Annotated in this window: 23 protein-coding genes; 12 read left to right on the top strand and 11 right to left on the bottom strand. The window is 65.0% G+C overall.

All coding sequences use genetic code 11. The annotated features are described in order from the left end of the window. The first annotated feature begins 11 nt into the window (after nucleotides 1-11). Nucleotides 12-947: a choline sulfate utilization transcriptional regulator gene (locus tag BMW49_RS15720; protein WP_069521648.1), complete on the top strand. Its 936-nt coding sequence runs from the start codon at nucleotides 12-14 to the stop codon at nucleotides 945-947. Here BMW49_RS15720 and BMW49_RS15715 read toward each other — a convergent pair. From BMW49_RS15715 to gloA2, 4 genes are all read right to left on the bottom strand, one after another. Continuing rightward, nucleotides 928-1,503 carry an NAD(P)-dependent oxidoreductase gene (locus BMW49_RS15715; protein WP_069521646.1) on the bottom strand — a complete coding sequence of 192 codons (576 nt, stop codon included), beginning with the start codon at nucleotides 1,501-1,503 and terminating at the stop codon, nucleotides 928-930. The genes BMW49_RS15720 and BMW49_RS15715 overlap by 20 nt on opposite strands. Continuing rightward, entirely contained in the window at nucleotides 1,500-2,669 is a 1,170-nt protein-coding gene (locus BMW49_RS15710; protein WP_069521644.1) for a lactonase family protein, read from the bottom strand. Before BMW49_RS15710 ends, BMW49_RS15715 begins: the two co-directional genes overlap by 4 nt. Beyond that, nucleotides 2,669-2,989 carry an ElaB/YgaM/YqjD family protein gene (locus tag BMW49_RS15705; RefSeq protein WP_069521642.1) on the bottom strand — a complete coding sequence of 107 codons (321 nt, stop codon included), beginning with the start codon at nucleotides 2,987-2,989 and terminating at the stop codon, nucleotides 2,669-2,671. Before BMW49_RS15705 ends, BMW49_RS15710 begins: the two co-directional genes overlap by 1 nt. A gap of 82 nt (nucleotides 2,990-3,071) precedes the next feature. Then, a complete protein-coding gene (gloA2, locus tag BMW49_RS15700) occupies nucleotides 3,072-3,458 on the bottom strand; it encodes an SMU1112c/YaeR family gloxylase I-like metalloprotein (protein ID WP_069521640.1) in 387 nt (128 codons plus the stop codon). A 147-nt stretch (nucleotides 3,459-3,605) separates the two neighbouring features. Between gloA2 and pbpG the strand changes: the two genes are divergently transcribed. After that, on the top strand, nucleotides 3,606-4,517 hold the full coding sequence (gene pbpG / locus BMW49_RS15695) for a D-alanyl-D-alanine endopeptidase (RefSeq protein WP_069521638.1): 912 nt from the start codon (nucleotides 3,606-3,608) through the stop codon (nucleotides 4,515-4,517). 138 nt (nucleotides 4,518-4,655) lie between these two features. On the opposite strand, the gene trpA is transcribed toward pbpG, so the two are convergent. Both trpA and trpB read right to left on the bottom strand, forming a co-directional pair. Continuing rightward, nucleotides 4,656-5,465, bottom strand: a complete 810-nt coding sequence (trpA, locus tag BMW49_RS15690; protein ID WP_069521636.1) for a tryptophan synthase subunit alpha — start codon at nucleotides 5,463-5,465, stop codon at nucleotides 4,656-4,658. After that, the gene (trpB, locus tag BMW49_RS15685) at nucleotides 5,462-6,673 is read right to left on the bottom strand and encodes a tryptophan synthase subunit beta (RefSeq protein ID WP_069521634.1); all 1,212 of its coding nucleotides are present in this window, start codon (nucleotides 6,671-6,673) and stop codon (nucleotides 5,462-5,464) included. The genes trpA and trpB overlap by 4 nt, the downstream gene beginning before the upstream one ends. A 127-nt stretch (nucleotides 6,674-6,800) precedes the next feature. Between trpB and BMW49_RS15680 the strand changes: the two genes are divergently transcribed. From BMW49_RS15680 to BMW49_RS15665, 4 genes are all read left to right on the top strand, one after another. Continuing rightward, entirely contained in the window at nucleotides 6,801-7,685 is an 885-nt protein-coding gene (locus tag BMW49_RS15680) for a LysR family transcriptional regulator (protein ID WP_069521632.1), read from the top strand. A gap of 82 nt (nucleotides 7,686-7,767) precedes the next feature. Then, the gene (locus BMW49_RS15675; protein WP_069521630.1) at nucleotides 7,768-7,980 is read left to right on the top strand and encodes a dodecin; all 213 of its coding nucleotides are present in this window, start codon (nucleotides 7,768-7,770) and stop codon (nucleotides 7,978-7,980) included. Nucleotides 7,981-8,179: 199 nt separating this feature from the next. Then, nucleotides 8,180-9,175, top strand: coding sequence for an LLM class flavin-dependent oxidoreductase (locus BMW49_RS15670; RefSeq protein WP_069521628.1), 996 nt, complete (start codon nucleotides 8,180-8,182; stop codon nucleotides 9,173-9,175). A 73-nt stretch (nucleotides 9,176-9,248) separates the two neighbouring features. After that, complete coding sequence (locus BMW49_RS15665; RefSeq protein ID WP_069521626.1) at nucleotides 9,249-9,674, top strand: OsmC family protein; 426 nt, start codon at nucleotides 9,249-9,251, stop codon at nucleotides 9,672-9,674. A gap of 174 nt (nucleotides 9,675-9,848) precedes the next feature. Here BMW49_RS15665 and BMW49_RS15660 read toward each other — a convergent pair whose 3' ends face one another. Then, nucleotides 9,849-10,271 carry a PA0061/PA0062 family lipoprotein gene (locus BMW49_RS15660; RefSeq protein ID WP_069521624.1) on the bottom strand — a complete coding sequence of 141 codons (423 nt, stop codon included), beginning with the start codon at nucleotides 10,269-10,271 and terminating at the stop codon, nucleotides 9,849-9,851. Between the two features lie 130 nt (nucleotides 10,272-10,401). On the opposite strand from BMW49_RS15660, the gene BMW49_RS15655 reads away from it, so the two are divergent. Together BMW49_RS15655 and BMW49_RS15650 are read left to right on the top strand one after the other, a co-directional pair. Beyond that, nucleotides 10,402-11,475 (top strand): aminopeptidase, encoded by a 1,074-nt coding sequence (locus BMW49_RS15655; RefSeq protein WP_069521621.1) that lies wholly within the window; start codon nucleotides 10,402-10,404, stop codon nucleotides 11,473-11,475. An 11-nt stretch (nucleotides 11,476-11,486) separates the two neighbouring features. Next, nucleotides 11,487-11,723 carry a DUF1161 domain-containing protein gene (locus BMW49_RS15650; protein WP_069521619.1) on the top strand — a complete coding sequence of 79 codons (237 nt, stop codon included), beginning with the start codon at nucleotides 11,487-11,489 and terminating at the stop codon, nucleotides 11,721-11,723. Here BMW49_RS15650 and BMW49_RS15645 read toward each other — a convergent pair. From BMW49_RS15645 to BMW49_RS15635, 3 genes are all read right to left on the bottom strand, one after another. Further along, on the bottom strand, nucleotides 11,720-12,370 hold the full coding sequence (locus BMW49_RS15645) for an HAD family hydrolase (RefSeq protein WP_069521617.1): 651 nt from the start codon (nucleotides 12,368-12,370) through the stop codon (nucleotides 11,720-11,722). The two genes, BMW49_RS15650 and BMW49_RS15645, sit on opposite strands and share 4 nt — an antisense overlap. Before the next feature lie 232 nt (nucleotides 12,371-12,602). Continuing rightward, complete coding sequence (locus tag BMW49_RS15640; protein ID WP_069521615.1) at nucleotides 12,603-13,109, bottom strand: GNAT family N-acetyltransferase; 507 nt, start codon at nucleotides 13,107-13,109, stop codon at nucleotides 12,603-12,605. Continuing rightward, nucleotides 13,106-13,648, bottom strand: a complete 543-nt coding sequence (locus BMW49_RS15635; protein WP_069521613.1) for a gamma carbonic anhydrase family protein — start codon at nucleotides 13,646-13,648, stop codon at nucleotides 13,106-13,108. The genes BMW49_RS15640 and BMW49_RS15635 overlap by 4 nt, the downstream gene beginning before the upstream one ends. A gap of 168 nt (nucleotides 13,649-13,816) precedes the next feature. Here BMW49_RS15635 and prlC point away from each other — a divergent pair, with 168 nt between their 5' ends. The 3 genes from prlC (at nucleotide 13,817) to BMW49_RS15620 (ending at nucleotide 17,075) form a co-directional block, all read left to right on the top strand. Continuing rightward, the gene (gene prlC / locus BMW49_RS15630; RefSeq protein ID WP_069521611.1) at nucleotides 13,817-15,865 is read left to right on the top strand and encodes an oligopeptidase A; all 2,049 of its coding nucleotides are present in this window, start codon (nucleotides 13,817-13,819) and stop codon (nucleotides 15,863-15,865) included. Further along, nucleotides 15,862-16,146, top strand: a complete 285-nt coding sequence (locus tag BMW49_RS15625; protein ID WP_069521609.1) for a YheV family putative zinc ribbon protein — start codon at nucleotides 15,862-15,864, stop codon at nucleotides 16,144-16,146. The genes prlC and BMW49_RS15625 overlap by 4 nt, the downstream gene beginning before the upstream one ends. 149 nt (nucleotides 16,147-16,295) lie before the next feature. After that, on the top strand, nucleotides 16,296-17,075 hold the full coding sequence (locus BMW49_RS15620; protein ID WP_069521607.1) for a DUF1835 domain-containing protein: 780 nt from the start codon (nucleotides 16,296-16,298) through the stop codon (nucleotides 17,073-17,075). Nucleotide 17,076: 1 nt separating this feature from the next. Here BMW49_RS15620 and BMW49_RS15615 read toward each other — a convergent pair whose 3' ends face one another. After that, nucleotides 17,077-17,868: an AraC family transcriptional regulator gene (locus tag BMW49_RS15615; protein ID WP_069521605.1), complete on the bottom strand. Its 792-nt coding sequence runs from the start codon at nucleotides 17,866-17,868 to the stop codon at nucleotides 17,077-17,079. A 99-nt stretch (nucleotides 17,869-17,967) separates the two neighbouring features. Here BMW49_RS15615 and BMW49_RS15610 point away from each other — a divergent pair, with 99 nt between their 5' ends. Beyond that, a complete protein-coding gene (locus BMW49_RS15610) occupies nucleotides 17,968-18,957 on the top strand; it encodes a bile acid:sodium symporter family protein (RefSeq protein ID WP_069521603.1) in 990 nt (329 codons plus the stop codon). The last annotated feature ends 129 nt before the right edge of the window (nucleotides 18,958-19,086 follow it).

Below are 19,086 nucleotides of genomic sequence, written 5' to 3'. Positions count from 1 at the left end.
AAGTAGAACTTATGATTAAACGCCTCGGTAGCCTGTCCCTGGATGCCTTGCGGATTTTTGAATCGGCCGCGCGGCAGCTGAGCTTTACTGCCGCCGCCCTGGAGCACGGCAGCACCCAGCCGGCAATCAGCCAGCAGATCAAGCGCCTCGAGCAGCAACTGAGCACGCGGCTGTTCGACCGCGTGCACCGGGGCATTGCCTTGACCGAGGCCGGCGAACTGCTGCTGCGCTACGTGCAGGATGGTCTGGAAACCCTGGATGCCGGCCTGGCCGCGGTGCAGGCCACGCAGCAGCATGAGGTGCTGCAGGTGGCGACCGACTTCGCCTTTGCCGCCTATTGGCTGATGCCGCGGCTGCAGCGTTTTCACCAGCGCCACCCGGAGATCGATGTCAGCCTGGTGACCAGCGAGCGCGCCCTGGGTGTGCTCGCCGCCGAGATCGATGTGGCCATTGGCTTTGGCGATGGCCGCTTCAAGCACGGCCAGGCGCACCTGCTGTTCCATGAAGAAGTCTTCGCCGTGGCCAGCCCCCACCTGATGGCGGGCTACGCCCTGCCCGCGCCGGCCAGCCTGCTGAGCAGCCTGCCGTTGTTGCACCTGCGCCCGGAGAGTCGCTCGCGCTGGTTCGACTGGGCTGGGCTGTTCAGCGAGCTGGGCCTGAGCGAGACGCCGCCGGCTGGCACCTTGCGTTTCGACAACTACACCCTGCTGATTCAGGCGGCGATTGCCGGCCAGGGCGTGGCCATCGGCTGGCGGCATCTGGTCGACGACCTGCTGGCGCAGCGCCTGCTGGTGCCGGTGTGCGCAGGCAGCGTGCATTCGCCGTTTGGCTATTACGTGGTGCTGCCCGAGCGCAAACGGCGACAGCGGCTGACTCAGCTATTTGTGACTTGGTTGCAGGAAGAGTTGCACCGCGAGGCGCCGCTGCTCAGCCACGAAAACGGATAAGTTCGCGCACATGGTTATCCAGCCGCGCTTCGTCGAGGATGCCGCCGGCCACACCTAGCAGACGCTGGTGGTGATCGCTCAGCGGCTGGTTGATGAAATCCTCCAGACGCCCTGGCGTATCGGCACCGGTCGGTGCTTGCACCAGGGTCCAGACCACATCTGTACAGGCCAGCAGCTGGTTACGCGCCTGCTCGTCGGGGTCGTCGCGATCGAAATCGGCGACCAACAGCAGACGCCTCACGCTTGCTCGCGGCAGGCCAAGCGACAAGGCGACAATTGCGTCACTCAGGCTGACGTCGATGCGCTCGGATACGTCGCCTGGATAAACACAGATCAACACATCCAGACCGGCGGCCGCTTCGCTGATACTCAGGGCATCGAAGGGGTCGCACAACTTGCAGTGTTGGCCGGGGCGCGCCTGCAGGGCGTTGAGGTCGCCGACCAGGGCGACCACCTCATGCTGGCGGCTGAGCAGCTCATGCCGCAGGGCGGCGCCGAGGTTACTGAGTGCACCGATCAGGCCGACTTTGAAGACCGGCGTTTCTGCGTTTTTCATCGCTGCTCCGGAAGAAACAGCAGCGCTGACGGTGCTTCCAGCGCGACACGCTGAATGGCCGCGCCGAGTTGCCCGCTCTGCGGGTTGCGGGGCAGGACGCGCAGCTCGTTGGCCGCCTGGTTGGCCAGCAGCAAGAAGCGCCCATCGGGGCTCAGAGCGAACTCGCGGGTCTGCCGGCTGCCGGTGGCGACCCGTTGTTGCAGGTTGAGACTGCCGGTGGCGGGATCGACGGCGAACACGCTCAGGTGGTTGTCATCGCCACGGTTGATCACCTGCAAGAAGCGCCCGTCGGCAGACAGGTGCAACGCCCCGGCGCCCTGTTCACCGTGAAAGTCGGCCGGGGCCAGATCCAGGGTTTGCAGCGGGCGCAAGTGGCCCTGTTCATAGGCGAGCTGCATGACCTGGCCGCTGAGCTCCAGGGTCAGGTAGGCAAAACGCGCATCTTGGCTGAATACCAGGTGGCGTGGCCCGCTGCCGGCCGGCAGCGCCAGCCAGGCCGGGTCTGCGGGTTGCAGTGGCTGCTGTGCTTGCGTGGGGTCATAGCGGTAGCGGTACAGGCGATCCTGGCCCAGGTCGGCGGCAAACACGAACTCGCCGTCAGGGCTCGGCACGGCAGCATGCACATGGCTGGAGGTCTGGCGTTGCGGGTCTTGCCCAGGCCCCAGCGTATGTGCACTGGCGAGCACCTGCCTGGGTGGGCCGAGCGCGCCATCCTGCAACACTGGCAGCACTGCCAGAGACCCCTGGGGTGTCACGGCATAGTTGGCGACGAACAAAAAATCGCCATCGGCGCTGAGGCGCGCATGGGTCGGGTGGTCGCCCCGACTGGCAACGCGGCTAAGCAGCTGCAGCTCCACACCCTTGTCACTCAGGCGATAGGCGCTGACCTGGCCCAGCGGCTGCTGGTCGCCGGCACCATTCTCATTGACTGCATACAGGTGCCGACTGTCGGCAGCGAGCACCAGCCAGGACGGATTGGGCGCCGCGGCCAGGAGGCGCGGCGCACTTAGCTGGCCGCTATCGGTGGCGAAGCGCAGGTGATGAATGCCGGCGCCGTAGCTGCCGACCAGCAGATCAAGGCCGGCCGCTGTCGGGCCTTCCGCCTGAGCTACACCCAGCGGCGCCAGCAGCAGCGCCCCGAGCAGGTGGCGCGAGGCGCCGAGCATCAGCGGCGGCTGACCAGCCAGCCAATCAGTGCGACCACACCGAGGCCGATGGCCACGCTGGTCACCGGGCGCTCGCGTACGCGTTCGCTGGCGGCACGGCTGAGTTCGCGGGAGGTGCGCGAAAGCTCGCCATAGGTATCTTCCCAGCCGTCCAGGGAGTCATGCAGCAGGCGGCCAGCGCGGTCACGCAAGCGGCTGAAGCCTTCGTGCGAGTCATGCCCGGCGCGTTTGCGCAGCTGCTCCAGGGCACGGGTCAGGGTGTCGATTTCCTGTTCAATATCGGCGCGCGAGGTGGCGGCGAGGTCGGATAATTTGCGCATGGAAGTCGCTCCAGGTTGATGGGATGTACAAGCGTAGACCCTGCCCTGGCGCAGAGGTGCGAACTGATTTGCAGCGACTCGGCTACGTGCGCTCGTACAGCTCCAGCGGCAGGCCATCGGGGTCGCTGAAGAAGGTGAAACGCTTGCCGGTCAGTGCGTCGACCCGGACCGCCTCGCAGGGCACGCCGTGCGCGACCAGTTCCGCGATACCTGACTCCAGATCCGCGACGGCAAATGCCAGGTGGCGAAGACCGCAGGCCTCCGGGTAGGAAGGCCGTGGCGGCGCCTCGGGGAAGCTGAACAGCTCCAATTGGCCATTGCCCAGGCGCAGGTCGAGCTTCCAGGAGTCGCGCTCGGCGCGGTAGGTCTCGGTAATGATCGGCAGGCCGAGCACCTGGGTGTAAAAGTGCCGAGCACGCGGGTAGTCCGAGCAGATGATGGCGACGTGGTGCAGGTGGTCGAAGGGCATTGATGCTCCTGGGTATTAGGGTACGCGAGCTGCGCAATTACCGATGGGTGGACCTGCATTGGCTCTGCAGGTTCGGCCGCGCAATTCCGTATACTGCGCGCACCGAGGCCCGCCTCGTTCCTTTCCATTTTGTCAGTGAATCGCCCTGTGAATATTCGCCATTCCCTCGCCTGTTTCGTGCTGGCCTGCAGCAGCGCACTTATCGTCCCGCTCGCCTTGGCCGCGAACAAGGCACCAGCCCATCAGGAGTTGGCTGCTGGCAGCGCCCTGCTGGTCGATCTGAAAAGCGGGGACGTGCTGTATTCCAGCAACCCCGATGTGCAGGTGCCGATTGCCTCGGTGACCAAGCTGATGACCGCGATGGTCGCCCTGGACGCCAAGCTGCCGCTCGATGATCAATTGCCAATCGTGATCCGTGACACCCACGAGATGCAGGGCGTGTTCTCCCGCGTGCGGGTGGGCAGCGAGGTCAGCCGTCGCGACATGCTGTTGCTGGCGCTGATGTCCTCGGAAAACCGTGCGGCGGCGAGTTTGGCGCATCACTACCCCGGCGGGCACAAGGCGTTTATTGCAGCGATGAATGCCAAGGCCAAGGCCCTCGGCATGACGCGTTCGCACTTTGTCGAGCCCACCGGGCTGTCGGAGCGCAACGTGTCCACCGCCAACGACCTGGTACGCCTGGTGCGCGCCACCCAGCAATACCCGCTGCTCAGCCAGATGAGTGCGACCCCGGAAAAGACCGTGGCTTTTCGCAAGCCCAATTACACCCTGGGTTTTCGCAACACCAACGCGCTGGTACGCAAGCCGAACTGGTCGGTGCAGGCGACCAAGACCGGCTTCACCAACGCCGCTGGGCACTGCCTGGTGATGCGCACCGTGATGGATAATCGCCCGGTGGCCTTTGTGGTGCTCGATGCGTTTGGCAAGTACACCCACATGGCCGACGCCAACCGCCTCAAGCGCTGGCTGGAAACCGGCGCCATCACCCCGGTGCCGGCAGCCGCCATCAGCTACCGCCAGCAGAAACAGGCAGAGCGCCGCTTGCAAGCCGCGCAGTAGTGGGTAGCCTGGGTTGAGCACCGCGATACCCGGGAAGAGTGTCCCGGGTGTCGCTTCGCTCGCCCCAGGCTACGTGCCGTATGCAAAACGCCCCGATCGGCTAGCCGGTCGGGGCGTTTTGGTTACGGGCAGGTGCTATCAGGCGCGGGCGTTACGCACACCTTCAGCCAACGCCGCGACCAGGGTCAGCACGCCGTCGACGGCGGCCTCGTCGTTCTCGGCACTGGCGATCTGGTCGATAAGCGCCGAGCCGACCACCACACCATCGGCCAGGCGGGCGATGGTTGCCGCATGCTCCGGGGTGCGGATGCCGAAGCCGATGCACAGCGGCAGGTCGGTGTGGCGGCGCAGGCGGGTCACGGCCTGTTCGACATGCTCCAGGGTCGCCGAGCCGGCACCGGTTACGCCGGCCACCGAGACGTAGTAGACGAAGCCCGAGCTGCCGTTGAGCACCTTGGGCAGGCGCTTGTCATCGGTGGTCGGAGTGGTCAGACGAATAAAGTCCAGGCCCGCGACCTGGGCGGGGTCGCAGAGGTCGGCGTTATGCTCCGGCGGCAGGTCGACGATGATCAGGCCATCAACGCCCGAGGCCACGGCTTCGGCGATAAAGCGCTCGACGCCGTACTTGTGGATGGGGTTGAAGTAGCCCATCAGCACCAGCGGAGTGACCTGCTCGCCTTCGCGGAACTCGCGGACCATTTGCAGGGTTTTCTCCAGGTCCTGGCCGTTGTCCAGGGCGCGGATGTTGGCCAGCTGGATCGCCGGGCCATCGGCCATCGGGTCGGTAAACGGCATGCCCAGCTCGATCACGTCGGCACCGGCCGCCGGCAGACCCTTGAGGATCGCCAGGGAGGCGTCGTAGTTCGGGTCACCGCCGGTGACGAAGGTCACCAGGGCGGCGCGGTTCTGTTCTTTCAGCTCGGCAAAGCGGCTCTGCAGGCGGCTCATGCGTGCTTCTCCTGTTGTTCCATGTGGTGCACGATGGTTTGCATGTCCTTGTCGCCGCGCCCGGAGAGGTTGATCACCATCAGGTGATCCTTGGGCAGGTTCGGCGCACGCTTGAACACTTCAGCCAGGGCGTGAGCGGTTTCCAGGGCCGGGATGATGCCCTCCTGGCGGCAGCAGATGTGGAAGGCTTCGAGGGCTTCGGTGTCGGTCACCGAGGTGTACTCAACGCGGCCCACTTCATGCAACCAGGCGTGTTCCGGGCCGATGCCGGGGTAGTCCAGACCAGCGGAAATCGAGTGGGCGTCGATGATCTGGCCATCGTCGCTCTGCAGCAGGAAGGTACGGTTGCCGTGCAGCACGCCCGGTACGCCGCCGTTCAGGCTGGCGGCGTGCTTGCCGGTTTCGATGCCATGGCCGGCCGCTTCCACGCCGATGATCTTCACGTCCTTGTCATCGAGGAAGGGGTGGAACAGGCCGATGGCATTCGAGCCGCCGCCGATGCAGGCGATCAGGCTATCCGGCAGGCGGCCTTCCTGGGCGAGCATCTGGTCGCGGGTTTCCTTGCCGATCACCGCCTGGAAGTCGCGGACCATCGCCGGATACGGGTGCGGGCCGGCCACGGTGCCGATCATGTAAAAGGTGGTGTCGACGTTGGTCACCCAGTCGCGCAGGGCCTCGTTCATTGCGTCTTTCAGCGTGCCGGTGCCGGCGACCACAGGGATCACGGTGGCGCCCATCAGCTTCATGCGCAGTACGTTGGCGTTCTGCCGATGAATATCGGTGCTGCCCATGAAGATTACGCACTCCATGCCGAAACGCGCCGCGACGGTGGCGGTGGCCACGCCGTGCATGCCGGCGCCGGTCTCGGCGATGATACGTTTTTTACCCATGCGCTTGGCCAGCAAGACCTGGCCGATGCAGTTGTTGATCTTGTGCGCGCCGGTGTGATTGAGCTCTTCGCGCTTGAAGTAGATCTTCGCGCCGCCACACATCTCGGTCAGGCGCTCGGCGAAGTACAGCGGGCTCGGACGGCCGACGAAATCACGCTGGAAGTACGCCAGCTCCTTCTCGAACTCAGGGTCGAGCTTGGCCTTCTCGTATTCGGCGGCCAGGTCGTGGATCAGCGGCATCAGGGTTTCAGCGACGTATTGGCCGCCGAACGAGCCGAACAGGCCGTTGGCATCAGGACCAGCGCGGAAGGAAGTCATGGCGTTCTCCTTTGAGGACAGGGTGCTGGAGCGGATGAGCCGTACTCCAGCCATGCCCACAGGATAAGGCTGCCGCGCGCCAGACAAAAGCGATAAGATCGCCACGACCTGTCAGGAAAACTCACAGATGAGCCAAGACCTTCCGCCACTTAACGCCCTGCGCGCCTTTGAAGTCGCCGCTCGCCTGGGCAGCGTCAGCCTGGCGGCAGATGAACTGCACGTGACCCATGGCGCTGTCAGCCGGCAGATTCGCGGGCTGGAGGAGCACCTGGGGGTTGCCCTGTTCGCCCGCGAGGGTCGCGGCCTTAAACTCACAGATGCCGGTCTGCGCCTGCGTGATGCCGCCGCCGAGGCCTTTGCCCGCCTGCGTGGCGTCTGTGTAGACCTCAAGCGCCAGGTCGAGGACCGCCCGTTCGTGCTCGGTTGCCCCGGCAGCTTGCTGGCGCGCTGGTTTATTCCGCGGCTGGACCGGCTCAACCAGGCCCTGCCTGAGCTGCGCCTGCAGCTGTCGGCCAGCGAAGGTGAACTGGACCCGCGTCGGCCAGGGCTGGATGCCACCCTGCTATTCGCCGAGCCGCCCTGGCCGGCGGACATGCAGGTGTTCGAGCTGGCTACCGAATGCATCGGCCCGGTGCTCAGCCCACGCTATGCCGGCTTCGAGCGGTTACGTGATGCGTCACCGCGCATGTTGTGTGGCGAGCCGCTGCTGCACACCGTATCGCGCCCCCAAGCCTGGCCAAGCTGGGCCGTCGCCCAGGGGCTGAGCGCCCGGGATGTGCAGTTGGGTCAGGGTTTCGAGCATCTCTATTACTTGCTGGAAGCGGCCGCCGCCGGCCTGGGCGTGGCCATCGCACCGCAGCAACTGGTGGCCGATGACCTGGCCGGCGGGCGCCTGGTCGCGCCCTGGGGCTTTGTCGAAACCCCGGCGCGCCTGGTGCTGCTGGTGCCCGCGCGGCGCCAGGATAAGCGCGCCGAGCAACTGGCTGAGTGGTTACGCGCTGCTTTGAGCTGAACTTTTGTCGCGCGGCGCCGGCCTCACGCAGGCAGGGACGCAGCAGCGGCCGGGACGGCTTTTAGCGAACGGGAGACCCTTTATGTCCAGTCATACCTACAAACTGATCGACCTCGTCGGCTCCTCGCCGGTGAGCATCGAAGAAGCCATCAACAACGCCCTGGCCGAAGCCGCCAAGAGCGTGAAAATGATGGAGTGGTTCCAGGTTATCGAGACCCGCGGCCATATTGAGGACGGCAAAGTGGCGCACTACCAGGTCATCCTCAAGGTTGGTTTCCGCATCGACCACGCCTGACCCGGTAGTAATGAGCTATTTGGCGAATGGGGGTTACTTACCCCCAGGTGGCCTGGGCACCTAAGGGTGCCTTCTGGTCGGATGGGGTGTGACTTCGTAGAATGGCCGAGTATTCAAGTCGGGTATTCAGGGCGTTGGCCGGTCGGCCAGTAGACGCCAGTTGCTCCCCGCATCACCGATTCGCAGCAAAGGCAGGCCCATGAGCGCACTCGCAGACACCCGCTTTTCCACCCTCGATCTGGCACCGATCCGCGATGACGGCAACGCTGCCCAGGCGCTGCACAACTCCCTGGCGTTGGCCCAGCATGTCGAGCGCCTGGACTTCACCCGTTTCTGGGTGGCCGAGCACCACAATATGGATGGCATCGCCAGCTCGGCCACGGCCGTGTTGCTGGGCTACCTGGCGGCCGGTACCTCGCGGATTCGTTTGGGTTCGGGCGGCATCATGCTGCCCAACCATGCGCCGCTGGTGGTGGCCGAGCAGTTTGGCACCCTGGCCACGCTGTATCCGGGGCGGATCGATCTGGGCCTGGGCCGTGCGCCCGGTGCCGATCAGTACACCGCCCACGCCCTGCGCCGCAGCCGTGATGGCAGCGCCGACGACTTCCCTGCCGATGTCGAAGAGCTGCAGGCCTACCTCGGCCCGCGCCAGCCGAACCAGCGGGTCATCGCCATGCCTGGCAGCGGCACCGAGGTGCCGATCTGGTTGCTCGGCTCCAGCCTGTTCAGCGCCCAGCTGGCCGGCATGAAAGGCCTGCCCTATGCCTTTGCCTCGCACTTTGCGCCGCGCTACATGCACGAGGCGATTCGCGTGTATCGCAACCACTTCAAACCCTCGGCAGTGCTCGACAAGCCTTACGTGATGCTTGGTGTGCCGCTGCTGGCGGCCGACAGTGACGAGCAGGCCGAATACCTGGCGACCTCGGCTTACCAGCGCATCCTGGCGCTGATCCGTGGCCACAGCCTGGTGCAGAAGCCTCCAGTGGAGAGCATGCAGGGCCTGTGGTTGCCCCATGAGAAAGAGGCAGTGGGCAGCTTCTTCGGCATGGCCGTGGTCGGTGGGCCTGAGAAGGTCCGCGCGCGTCTGGAGGTGTTGCTGGAGCAGACCGGCGCCGACGAGCTGATCTTCACCTGCGACCTCTACGACTTCACCGACCGTCTGCACGCCTTCGAGATCGTCGCTGGCCTACGCTGAGGCGGACGATAGTCCGAACTTGTGCTGCGCCATGGCCTCAGACGATGTACACCCATCGTTTGGAGTCCATCAGATGAAAAAGACAGCATCGGCCCACTGGCAAGGCGGCATCAAAGACGGCAAGGGCACCATCTCCACCCAGAGCGGCGCCCTGCGCGATAACCCCTACGGTTTCAACACGCGCTTTGAAGACCAGCCCGGCACCAACCCGGAAGAGCTGCTCGGCGCCGCACACGCTGGCTGCTTCTCCATGGCCCTGTCCAAGGAGCTGGGCGAAGCCGGTATGACGGCCGAGTCCATCGACACCCAGGCAGAAGTCACCCTGGACAAAGCCGACGGCGGCTTCGCCATCACCGCCGTGCACCTGACCCTCAAGGCGCGCATTCCTGGCGCTGACCGCGCGGCCTTCGAGAAGGCGGTGGAAACCGCGAAGAATGGCTGCCCGGTGTCCAAGGTGCTCAACGCCAGCATCACCCTGGAAGCCACGCTCGACGCTTGAGTCGCTGATTCGGCTCACAGGCGCGCCCTGTGCGCGCCTAGTGTCGCGGCAACAACGCTCGGGCGCTTTCGGTAGGAGCGAATTTATTCGCGATAAATCGTCAAGGCGCTGCAAGTGTCGCAGCCTAAGCGGATCGCCGCCCGGCCCCTCTCAGTCAAGCCGGTGAAGGGGCCGTCAATACGCCGTACCGCAACGCAGCACCTTGCCCCTTGTCAGCACCTGGCGCTGCTCATCGTAAAGCCAGGCCTGGGCCGACATGGCCATCGAGCGCGCTTCGATGCGGTACCGCTGGCCGGCTTTGAAGTCGGCATAGCGCAGGCGGATCTCACACGTTAGCTCCAGCGGTTCGCTACTCATGCCCAGGCCACCGCCACGATTGACCTCGAACTGAAAGCGCACCTGCAAGTCATGGGGTCCAGGGCTGACCTGAAAATAGCGACCGTCCGGCCAACGTTGGCGGTCCACTCGGTCGGCCATCAGCAGCTCCCCCGCCGGCGCATACAGGTTGACCCAGGCTTGCTGCGGGTCAGGTGGTGGCAGCGGCGAAGCGCAGCCGCCGAGCAGCAGTAGCAAGCTGGCGAGCATGTACGCGCGCATGGAGAATCTCCTGGGTACACATCCAGGTTTGGATGCTGGGGTTAGGATCGGGTAGCGTGGCGGTACTTGTCGGCAGTGCTCGTTCGGTTGGGCACTGCCCCCGCCTACCTTCAACCCTATTGTAGATTCCATGCGCGCTTACTGGGTTCCCCTGCTTGGCCTGTTATTGAGTGGCTGCTCCACCCTGGACTACTACGCCCATCTGGGCCAGGGCCAGTGGCAACTGCTGCATGCCCGTCAGCCGGTGGAGCGCCTGCTCGCCGACCCGCATACCGACCCCGCACTGGCTCAGCGCCTGGCCCTGGCCCAGCGTGCGCGCGATTTCGCCAGCGCTGAGCTGGGCCTGCCGGATAACCGCAGCTACCGCCTGTATGCCGACCTGGGTCGGCCCTTCGTGGTGTGGAACGTGTTCGCCACGCCAGCCTACTCCCTCGAACCACAGCTGCACTGCTTCCCCATCGCCGGTTGTGTGGCCTACCGCGGCTATTACCAACAGGGCCGTGCCCGCGGCGCCGCCGCGCTGTTGCAACAGCAGGGCCTGGACACCTACATAGGCGGCGTCGAGGCCTACTCGACCCTGGGCTGGTTCGACGACCCGCTGCTCAACACTATGTTGCGCTGGAGCGAGGCGCGCATGGTCGCGGTGATCTTCCACGAGCTGGCTCACCAGCAGCTCTACGTGGCCGACGACACCGCCTTCAACGAGTCCTACGCCACCTTCGTCGAGCAGCAGGGCCTGCGCCAGTGGCGCGCGGCCAACGGCCAGCCGCCCAGCGACCTAGAGGCCGACCCGCAGCGCCGGCAATTTATCGACCTAGTGCTGGCTGCCCGTGGCGAACTGCAGGCCTTGTATGCCCGCGACCTGCCGGCAGCGGCTATGGAGCAGGGCAAGCAACAGGTGTTTGCCCGCCTGCGCCAGGACTATCGCCAGCTGCGCGATCAGCACTGGGGCGGCATAGGGCGCTACGACGCCTGGATCGAAGGCCCGCTGAACAACGCCAAGCTGCTGCCCTTCGGCCTGTATGACCGCTGGGTGGATGCCTTCGCCGCGCTCTTCGCACAGGTCGATGGCGACTGGGCACGCTTTTATCAGGCGGTCGAGGCCCTCGGCCAGCTGCCGGCGGCACAGCGCACAGAGGCGCTGCAGCGACTGAACTCCGAGCCCGCCGCGCGCGTCCAAACAGAGGCGATTGCGCCCACGTGAAGGAGGCAGATATGAACAGATGGACATTGGCCGCAGTACTGGGCTTGCTCGGTAGCACCGCTCTGGCGGCGCCCATGCCGTGCGAGACGCTCAAGGACGAGATCGAAGTGAAGATCCAGTCCGCCGGCGTTGCCAGCTACACCCTGGAAATCGTCGCCAACGACGATGTCGAGGACGAAAGCATGGTGGTCGGCAGCTGCGACGGCGGCACCAAGAAAATCATCTACCAGAACAATAGCGCGCGTTAACGCGCCGTCAGCGCCTGGCGCAGTTCAGCCAGGCTGCTGACATGGTAGGCCGGCGCCTCGGCCTGCAACTCCTCGACACTGCCAAAGCCATAGCCCACCGCCATCGCGCGCAGACCATTACGCCGTGCGCCGATCAGGTCATGCTTGCGATCGCCGATCATCAGCGTATCCGCCACCGGCAAGCCTTCTTGCGCCAACAAATAGGCAATCAGCTCGGCCTTGTCGGTGCGCGTGCCGTCCAGCTCACTGCCATAGATACGGGTGAAGTAGCGGGCAAAGTCGAAGTGCCGGGCAATCTCCTCGGCAAACACCTGGGGCTTGCTGGTGGCGATATACAGCGTGCGGCCCTCGGCCTGTAGCTGCTGCAGTAACGCGGGAATACCCTCGAACACGCGATTCTCGTACAAGCCCAGTACCTTAAAACGCTCCCGGTAATGCCCCACCGCCTGCCAGGCCGTGGCCTCGTCCAGCCCGTAAGTGGCCATAAAACACTGCAACAGTGGCGGCCCGATAAAATGCTCCAACGCCGCCAGCTCCGGCTCCTCGATCCCCAACTGCGCCAGTGCATGCTGCACCGAGCGGGTAATGCCCTCGCGCGGGTCGGTCAGGGTGCCATCGAGGTCGAACAACAGATGGGTGTAGTGCATAAACGAGTCCCAGCGCTTGACGAAAGGCGCAAGGATAACGGTTGGCGTCGCGTAGCTGGTATCGGATGAGGCTATTCCCTCCCTCATCAGGGGCCTTGGCGATGTTCCAATAGGTTGTTGCATATCTGTAGGAGCGCCGCCCCGGCGCGAAGCTTTTGGGCGTGCCTGCTATACCGCTGAATGGCTGCTATTCGTCGCGGGGCGCGACTCCTACGAGAAGCAACCGCCGCAGCTACTCGCTCTCCACACTGCGGAACATCACATAACAATCCACCAACCCATGCCGCGCGTGGCGGTAGGCTTTGGGCAGGGTGCCGACGATGGCGAAGCCGTGCTTTTGCCACAGCGTCACGGCGGCTTCGTTGGTCGCGACCACGCTATTGAATTGCATGGCGCTGAAGCCCAGTTCGCGGGCAATCTGCAGCGAGTGTGCGCAGAGTTGCCCCGCCACGCCCTGGCCGCGGGCGGCGGGGGCGGTCATATAGCCGCAGTTGCACACATGGTCGCCGGGGCCGGCGGCGTTGGCTTTGATGTAGTAGGTGCCGAGGATCTGCCCATCGCGCTCGGCGACGAAGGTGGCGCGCGGCAGTTCGACCCAGATTTGCCAGGCCGTGTCGCGGTCCATCTTGGGGTCGAAGGCGTAAGTTTCCTGAGCCTGCACCACGTCGCGGATGATCGGCCAGACCTGCTCGAAGTCCGCCTCGGTGATCGGGCGGATAGTCAACTCAGCGCCGCTCATTGGCCGTAGCCCTCGGCCAGATGCTGGTCCTTGAGCCGTACATAGTTGGCGGCGCTGTAGGTGAAAAAAGCGCGCTCCTTGTCGGTCAGCGGGCGGGCCTGTTTCACCGGGCTGCCGACGTACAGGTAGCCGCTCTCCAGGCGTTTGCCCGGCGGCACCAGGCTGCCGGCACCGATGATCACGTCGTCTTCGACCACCGCGCCGTCCATGACGATGCTGCCCATGCCGACCAGCACGCGGTTGCCCAGGGTGCAGCCGTGCAGCATCACTTTGTGCGCCACGGTCACGTCGTCGCCGATGATGAGCGGGTAGCCATCGGGGTTGAATGGCCCGGCGTGGGTGATGTGCAGCACGCTGGCGTCCTGCACGCTGGTGCGCGCGCCGATGCGGATGCGGTGCATGTCGCCACGGATCACCGTCAGCGGCCAGACCGAGCTGTCATCGCCCAGGTGCACGTCGCCGATGACCACGGCCGAAGCGTCGACAAAGGCCCGTTCGCCCAGTTGCGGGGTATGTTGCTGGTAGCTACGAATCGCCACGATAGAACCTCTTGAGCTGCGTCAGGCCTTGATTGTAATTAAGATGGCACCCATGTTCAGACCATGAGTGCTGTTTTATCCACAGCCCGTCGTTATTTAGCCTGCCCCGGAGTCTTTCTGCCGGTCTGGGGTCCCAGCTGCCAACCCATTCGCCATAGGTGCCCTGCCGTGACTGCCACCAATCCGCTGCTGCAACCCTTTGACCTGCCGTCCTATTCCGCGATCCGTCCCGAGCATGTGGAGCCGGCGGTGGATGCCGTGCTCGCCGATAACCGCGCCGCCCTCGCCGGCCTGCTCGAGCGCAATGCCGGTACGCCGACCTGGGATGGCCTGGTGCTGGCGCTGGATGAAATGAACGCGCGCCTGGGCCAGGCCTGGAGCCCGGTCAGCCACCTCAACGCGGTGTGCAACAACGCCGAGCTGCGCACGGCCTACGAGGCCTGCCTGCCCAAGCTGTCGGCGTATTACACCGAATTGGGCCAGAACCAGGCGCTGTTCCAGGCCTATCAGGCGCTGGCGCAGAGCCCGGCGGCTGCGGGTTTCGATGTGGCGCAGACGACCATTCTTGAACACGCGCTGCGTGACTTCCGCCTCTCCGGGATTGACCTGCCGCCTGCCGAGCAGCAGCGCTACGGCGAGATCCAGATGAAGCTCTCGGAGCTGGCCAGCAAGTTCTCCAACCAGTTGCTCGACGCCACCCAGGCCTGGAGCAAGCACGTCACCGAGGAAGCGGCCCTGGCCGGCCTGACCGATTCGGCCAAGGCGCAGATGGCCCAGGCGGCGCAGGCCAAAGGCCTGGACGGCTGGCTGATCACCCTGGAGTTCCCCAGCTACTTCGCGGTGATCACCTACGCCGACGACCGCGCCCTGCGCGAGGAAATCTACAGCGCCTACTGCACCCGCGCCTCCGACCAGGGGCCGAACGCCGGGCAAAACGACAACAGCCCGGTGATGCTGGAAATCCTCGGCCTGCGCCAGGAGCTGGCCAAACTGCTGGGCTTCGCCAATTACGCCGAGTTGAGCCTGGCCAGCAAAATGGCCGAGAACACCGACCAGGTGCTGAGCTTTTTGCGTGACCTAGGCGCGCGCGGCAAACCGTTCGCCGCCCAGGACCTGGCCGAGCTCAAGGCCTTTGCCGCCGAGCAAGGCTGTAGCGACCTGCAAAGCTGGGACGTGGGCTACTACAGCGAGAAGCTGCGCGAGCAGCGCTACAGCATTTCCCAGGAAATCCTGCGCGCCTACTTCCCCATCGACAAGGTGCTCGGCGGCCTGTTCGCCATGGTCGAGAAGCTCTACGGCATCCAGATCAAGGAACTGTCCGGTTTCGACACCTGGCACCCGGATGTGCGCCTGTTCGAGATCACCGAAAACGGTGCGCACGTTGGGCGCTTCTTCTTCGACCTCTACGCCCGCGCCAATAAGCGTGGCGGCGCCTGGATGGACGGCGCGCGCGACAAGCGTCGTGATGCCGATGGCGCGCTGATCAGTCCGGTGGCCAACCTGGTGTGCAATTTCACTCCAGCGGTGGGCGGCAAGCCGGCGCTGCTGACCCACGATGAAGTCACCACCCTGTTCCACGAGTTCGGCCACGGCCTGCACCACCTGCTGACCCGCGTTGAGCATGCCGGCGCCTCGGGCATCAACGGCGTGGCCTGGGATGCGGTCGAGCTGCCAAGCCAGTTTATGGAGAACTGGTGCTGGGAGCCCGAGGGCCTGGCGCTGATCTCCGGCCACTATGAAACCGGCGAGCCGCTGCCCCAGGACCTGCTGGAGAAAATGCTGGCAGCGAAGAATTTCCAGTCAGGCCTGATGATGGTGCGCCAGGTCGAGTTCAGCCTGTTCGACTTCGAGCTGCACGCTACCCACGGCGACGGCCGCAGCGTGCTGGAGGTGCTCGAAAGCATCCGCAGCGAGGTTTCGGTGCTGCGCCCGCCGGCCTACAACCGCTTCCCCAACAGCTTTGCGCACATCTTCGCCGGCGGTTACGCGGCCGGTTACTACAGCTACAAATGGGCCGAAGTGCTGAGCGCCGATGCCTTCTCCAAATTCGAGGAAGAAGGCGTGTTCAACCCGGACACCGGCCGCGCCTTCCGCGAGGCGATTCTGGCGCGCGGCGGCTCGCAAGCACCGATGGTGTTGTTTGTCGACTTCCGTGGCCGTGAGCCAAGCATCGACGCCCTGCTGCGCCACCTCGGCCTGAGCCAGGAGGCCGCATGAGCGAAGGTCCTGAGGTGCGCAAGCGACGCTTTATCGCCGGTGCCGTGTGCCCGGCGTGCAGCGAAATGGACAAGATCCAGATGTGGGACGAAGACGGCGTGCCGCACCGCGAATGCGTGGGCTGCGGTTACGCCGACACCCTCGATGCGCGCGGCAATTCGGTGCCCAAGGAGCTGCCGACGCGAGTCAATATCAGCGCCCTGAAACCCAAGGCCGCCGACCCCAAGGTCCAGGCCGTGCAGTTTTTTCCCAATCCGAAGTTGAAGAAGCCGAGCGAGTAGTTTGGCGAGAGCTCTAGCATCAGCCGCGCGATCCCCTGTAGGAGCGAATTTATTCGCGATACTTCCAGCGCGTTCAAACCCCATCGCGAATAAAGGCTAGGCGCCCCCTTCGCTCCTACCCATAAGTCTTAAGCGTCCAAGGAGGGTCTATGTGGCATCTGGTCTGTGGTGATAACGCGGTCGCCGGGGTCACTCAGGTGATTGGCGAGGCCGCAGCGGCAACGGGCTTGCGCGTGCTGCGCGACGACCTCGCCGTCGGTCCGCTGGCGGATGTCGACACGCCACCTTGCGCGGCGCGCGTGGCGTTCTGGCAGACGCTGTGGCCCGAGTCGGTGCATCCTGCACCGGCTTTCGCCACTGTCCTGCCCGCCGATGCCCGTTGGCTCGCCGCCCTGGCTGAACAGGCGCAACCGGTCACCGTCTGGCATGGCGACAGTGCCAGCGAGCAACTGCTGCTGGCGCGTGTGGCCCATGCCCTGGAACACAGCCCGCTGGCGCTCTGGGAAGTGCCTTGCGGCACCGGCGACAGCCGCGTCGAGATGCGCAAGGCGGTGGCCATGCATGCACCCGACGCGTTGGTGGCCCTGGCCCAACCCCGTGAAATCGCCGCATCACGGCGCCAGGCCCTGGCCGCCCAATGGCGTGCCGTGCAGGCAGACAATGCGCTGATTCACCGCTGGCAGGCGGGCGACTTTGCCGGCGAGGACTACCAGCGCATCGATGCCGATCTACTGCGCCATGCCCGCGATGAAGCGCAACCTCTGGCGCGGCTGATGGCCGAGGTGATGGCGCGCAACGACGGCTTCTTCGCCACCGACACCTTTCTGCTCTGGCGTGCCCGCGAGCTGGCCGCAGCAGGCGTGTTGCATATCAGCGGCGAGCCGGGTGAGTACGGCTACCGCGGGCTGCAGGTGCGCCGCAGCCTTTGAATCAGCCGCGAAAAAACTCCCCCGGCGTTACCCCAAACTGCTGGCGAAATGCGGCGATAAAGGCCGAGGTGGAGTCGTAGCCGCAGGCCAGGGCGACGTCGGTGACGCGTTGGCCTTGCTCCAGCGGGGTGAGGGCGCCGAGCAGGCGCAGGCGTTGGCGCCAGGCGCGGAAGGTCAGGCCGGTGTCGCGTAAAAACAGGCGGCTGAGGGTTTTCTCCGAGACGCCCAGGTGCTGGCCCCAGTGCGCCAGGCTGCAGGGGTCGTCGGGTTGAGCCTGCAGCGTCTGGCACAGCTGCTGCAGCCGTGCGTCGCGGGGCAGCGGTAGCGACAGGCCCAGTTCGCGGGCCGTCAGCAACTGGTCGAGCAGCACATTGGCCAGGCGTCCGTCGGCGCCCTGTTCGTCGTAGGCCACCGGCAGCTCGGCAAAACGGCGGATCAGCTCGCGGGTCAGAGCGTTTACTTCCAGCACCCGGCAGTGGCGCGGGGCGTCGGCGGTGGCCTCGGCGGCCAGGTAGAGGCTGCGCATTTCGGTGTTCGGCGAGCTGATCACTTCGTGCTCGACCCCCGCCGGTATCCAGATGGCACGCTGTGGCGGCGCGACGAAGCGCCCGGCAGCCGTGTGCACATGCAGCACGCCCTGGATCGCATACGACAATTGCACCCAGGTATGGCAATGCCGCGCGGTGCTCATCTGCTGGGCCAGGGATTCGCTGCGCGCGTACAGCGGCCGTGGCAGGGCGGGCAGCTGCGGCACCTGGCGTTCGGGCAGATCGGGCTGTCTGTTAGTCGACATTCTCTGGCTTTATCGCGTTAGTCGGTAACGGATGATCACGGTAGAGTGGCGCGGTCATATTTTGCAACCTTTGTCGTTGCCCCTGCCCAGGATGCTGCCATGGCCCGTTCCCGCCTGTTGCCCGACAACTTCACCCTGACCCTGCTCGCCGTGGTCGGCGCCGCCACGCTGCTGCCCGCCTCGGGCCAGGTGGCCGTGGTGTTCGGCTGGGTGACCAACTTTGCTATTGCTCTGCTGTTTTTTATGCACGGCGCCAAGCTCTCGCGCGAGGCGATCATTGCTGGGGCCGGGCATTGGCGCCTGCATGGGCTGGTGTTTTTCTGCACCTTCGTGATGTTTCCGCTGCTCGGCCTGGCGCTCAAGCCGCTGCTGTCGCCGCTGATCGGCACCGAGTTGTACTTAGGCATGCTCTACCTCTGCGCGCTGCCGGCCACGGTGCAGTCGGCCATTGCCTTCACCTCCCTGGCGCGGGGCAATGTGCCTGCGGCGATCTGCAGCGCGGCGGCCTCCAGCCTGTTCGGTATCTTCCTCACGCCGTTGCTGGTGGCGCTGTTGATGGATGTCCACGGTAGCGGTGGCTCGACCCTGGACGCCATCGGCAAGATCACCCTGCAACTGCTGGTGCCCTTTGTGGCCGGGCAACTGGCACGGCGCTGGATCGGTGCCTGGGTCGGGCGCAACAAGGATTGGCTCAAGTACGTCGACCAAAGCTCGATCCTCCTGGTGGTCTACACCGCGTTCAGCGCGGCGGTGATCGAAGGCCTGTGGCAGACGGTGCCGCTGCCGACCCTGGCCGCTCTGGTGCTGGCCTGCTGCGTGCTGCTGACGCTGGCCTTGTTGCTCACTCACCTGCTCGGCAAGTGGCTGGGGTTCAGCGTGGAAGACCGCATCACCATCCTCTTTTGCGGCTCGAAAAAGAGCCTGGCCACCGGTGTGCCCATGGCCCAGGTGCTGTTTGCCAGCAGCACCATTGGTCTGCTGATCCTGCCGGTGATGCTGTTCCACCAGATTCAGTTGATGGTCTGCGCGGTGTTGGCCCAGCGTTATGCACAGCGCGAGGAGGGTGAGCGGGAAACGGTGGCGAGCTGAGGCGATCCTGCAGGAACCTGTTCCCGGGTATCGCTTTGCTCAACCCAGGCTACCGGTTGGGGCGACGGCGAGTACTTGGGCTGCGGTGATAATAACTGTATATATAGACAGTATTTTGCCGGAGCCTGC

The organism is Pseudomonas cuatrocienegasensis (assembly GCF_900110925.1).
GTDB classification, from domain to species: domain Bacteria; phylum Pseudomonadota; class Gammaproteobacteria; order Pseudomonadales; family Pseudomonadaceae; genus Aquipseudomonas; species Aquipseudomonas cuatrocienegasensis.
The sequence above is the reverse complement of the archived record's forward strand: the minus strand, read 5'-3'. Positions and strand labels throughout refer to the sequence as shown.

What these genes read in the sequence shown, in the direction of transcription:
- BMW49_RS15720 (WP_069521648.1), top strand. Translation starts at nt 12, where the DNA reads ATGATTAAACGCCTCGGTAGCCTGTCCCTGGATGCCTTGCGGATTTTT.
- BMW49_RS15715 (WP_069521646.1), bottom strand. Translation starts at nt 1,503, where the DNA reads ATGAAAAACGCAGAAACGCCGGTCTTCAAAGTCGGCCTGATCGGTGCA.
- BMW49_RS15710 (WP_069521644.1), bottom strand. Translation starts at nt 2,669, where the DNA reads ATGCTCGGCGCCTCGCGCCACCTGCTCGGGGCGCTGCTGCTGGCGCCG.
- BMW49_RS15705 (WP_069521642.1), bottom strand. Translation starts at nt 2,989, where the DNA reads ATGCGCAAATTATCCGACCTCGCCGCCACCTCGCGCGCCGATATTGAA.
- gloA2 (WP_069521640.1), bottom strand. Translation starts at nt 3,458, where the DNA reads ATGCCCTTCGACCACCTGCACCACGTCGCCATCATCTGCTCGGACTAC.
- trpA (WP_069521636.1), bottom strand. Translation starts at nt 5,465, where the DNA reads ATGAGCCGCCTGCAGAGCCGCTTTGCCGAGCTGAAAGAACAGAACCGC.
- trpB (WP_069521634.1), bottom strand. Translation starts at nt 6,673, where the DNA reads ATGACTTCCTTCCGCGCTGGTCCTGATGCCAACGGCCTGTTCGGCTCG.
- BMW49_RS15680 (WP_069521632.1), top strand. Translation starts at nt 6,801, where the DNA reads ATGAGCCAAGACCTTCCGCCACTTAACGCCCTGCGCGCCTTTGAAGTC.
- BMW49_RS15675 (WP_069521630.1), top strand. Translation starts at nt 7,768, where the DNA reads ATGTCCAGTCATACCTACAAACTGATCGACCTCGTCGGCTCCTCGCCG.
- BMW49_RS15670 (WP_069521628.1), top strand. Translation starts at nt 8,180, where the DNA reads ATGAGCGCACTCGCAGACACCCGCTTTTCCACCCTCGATCTGGCACCG.
- BMW49_RS15665 (WP_069521626.1), top strand. Translation starts at nt 9,249, where the DNA reads ATGAAAAAGACAGCATCGGCCCACTGGCAAGGCGGCATCAAAGACGGC.
- BMW49_RS15660 (WP_069521624.1), bottom strand. Translation starts at nt 10,271, where the DNA reads ATGCGCGCGTACATGCTCGCCAGCTTGCTACTGCTGCTCGGCGGCTGC.
- BMW49_RS15655 (WP_069521621.1), top strand. Translation starts at nt 10,402, where the DNA reads ATGCGCGCTTACTGGGTTCCCCTGCTTGGCCTGTTATTGAGTGGCTGC.
- BMW49_RS15650 (WP_069521619.1), top strand. Translation starts at nt 11,487, where the DNA reads ATGAACAGATGGACATTGGCCGCAGTACTGGGCTTGCTCGGTAGCACC.
- BMW49_RS15645 (WP_069521617.1), bottom strand. Translation starts at nt 12,370, where the DNA reads ATGCACTACACCCATCTGTTGTTCGACCTCGATGGCACCCTGACCGAC.
- BMW49_RS15640 (WP_069521615.1), bottom strand. Translation starts at nt 13,109, where the DNA reads ATGAGCGGCGCTGAGTTGACTATCCGCCCGATCACCGAGGCGGACTTC.
- BMW49_RS15625 (WP_069521609.1), top strand. Translation starts at nt 15,862, where the DNA reads ATGAGCGAAGGTCCTGAGGTGCGCAAGCGACGCTTTATCGCCGGTGCC.
- BMW49_RS15620 (WP_069521607.1), top strand. Translation starts at nt 16,296, where the DNA reads ATGTGGCATCTGGTCTGTGGTGATAACGCGGTCGCCGGGGTCACTCAG.
- BMW49_RS15615 (WP_069521605.1), bottom strand. Translation starts at nt 17,868, where the DNA reads ATGTCGACTAACAGACAGCCCGATCTGCCCGAACGCCAGGTGCCGCAG.
- BMW49_RS15610 (WP_069521603.1), top strand. Translation starts at nt 17,968, where the DNA reads ATGGCCCGTTCCCGCCTGTTGCCCGACAACTTCACCCTGACCCTGCTC.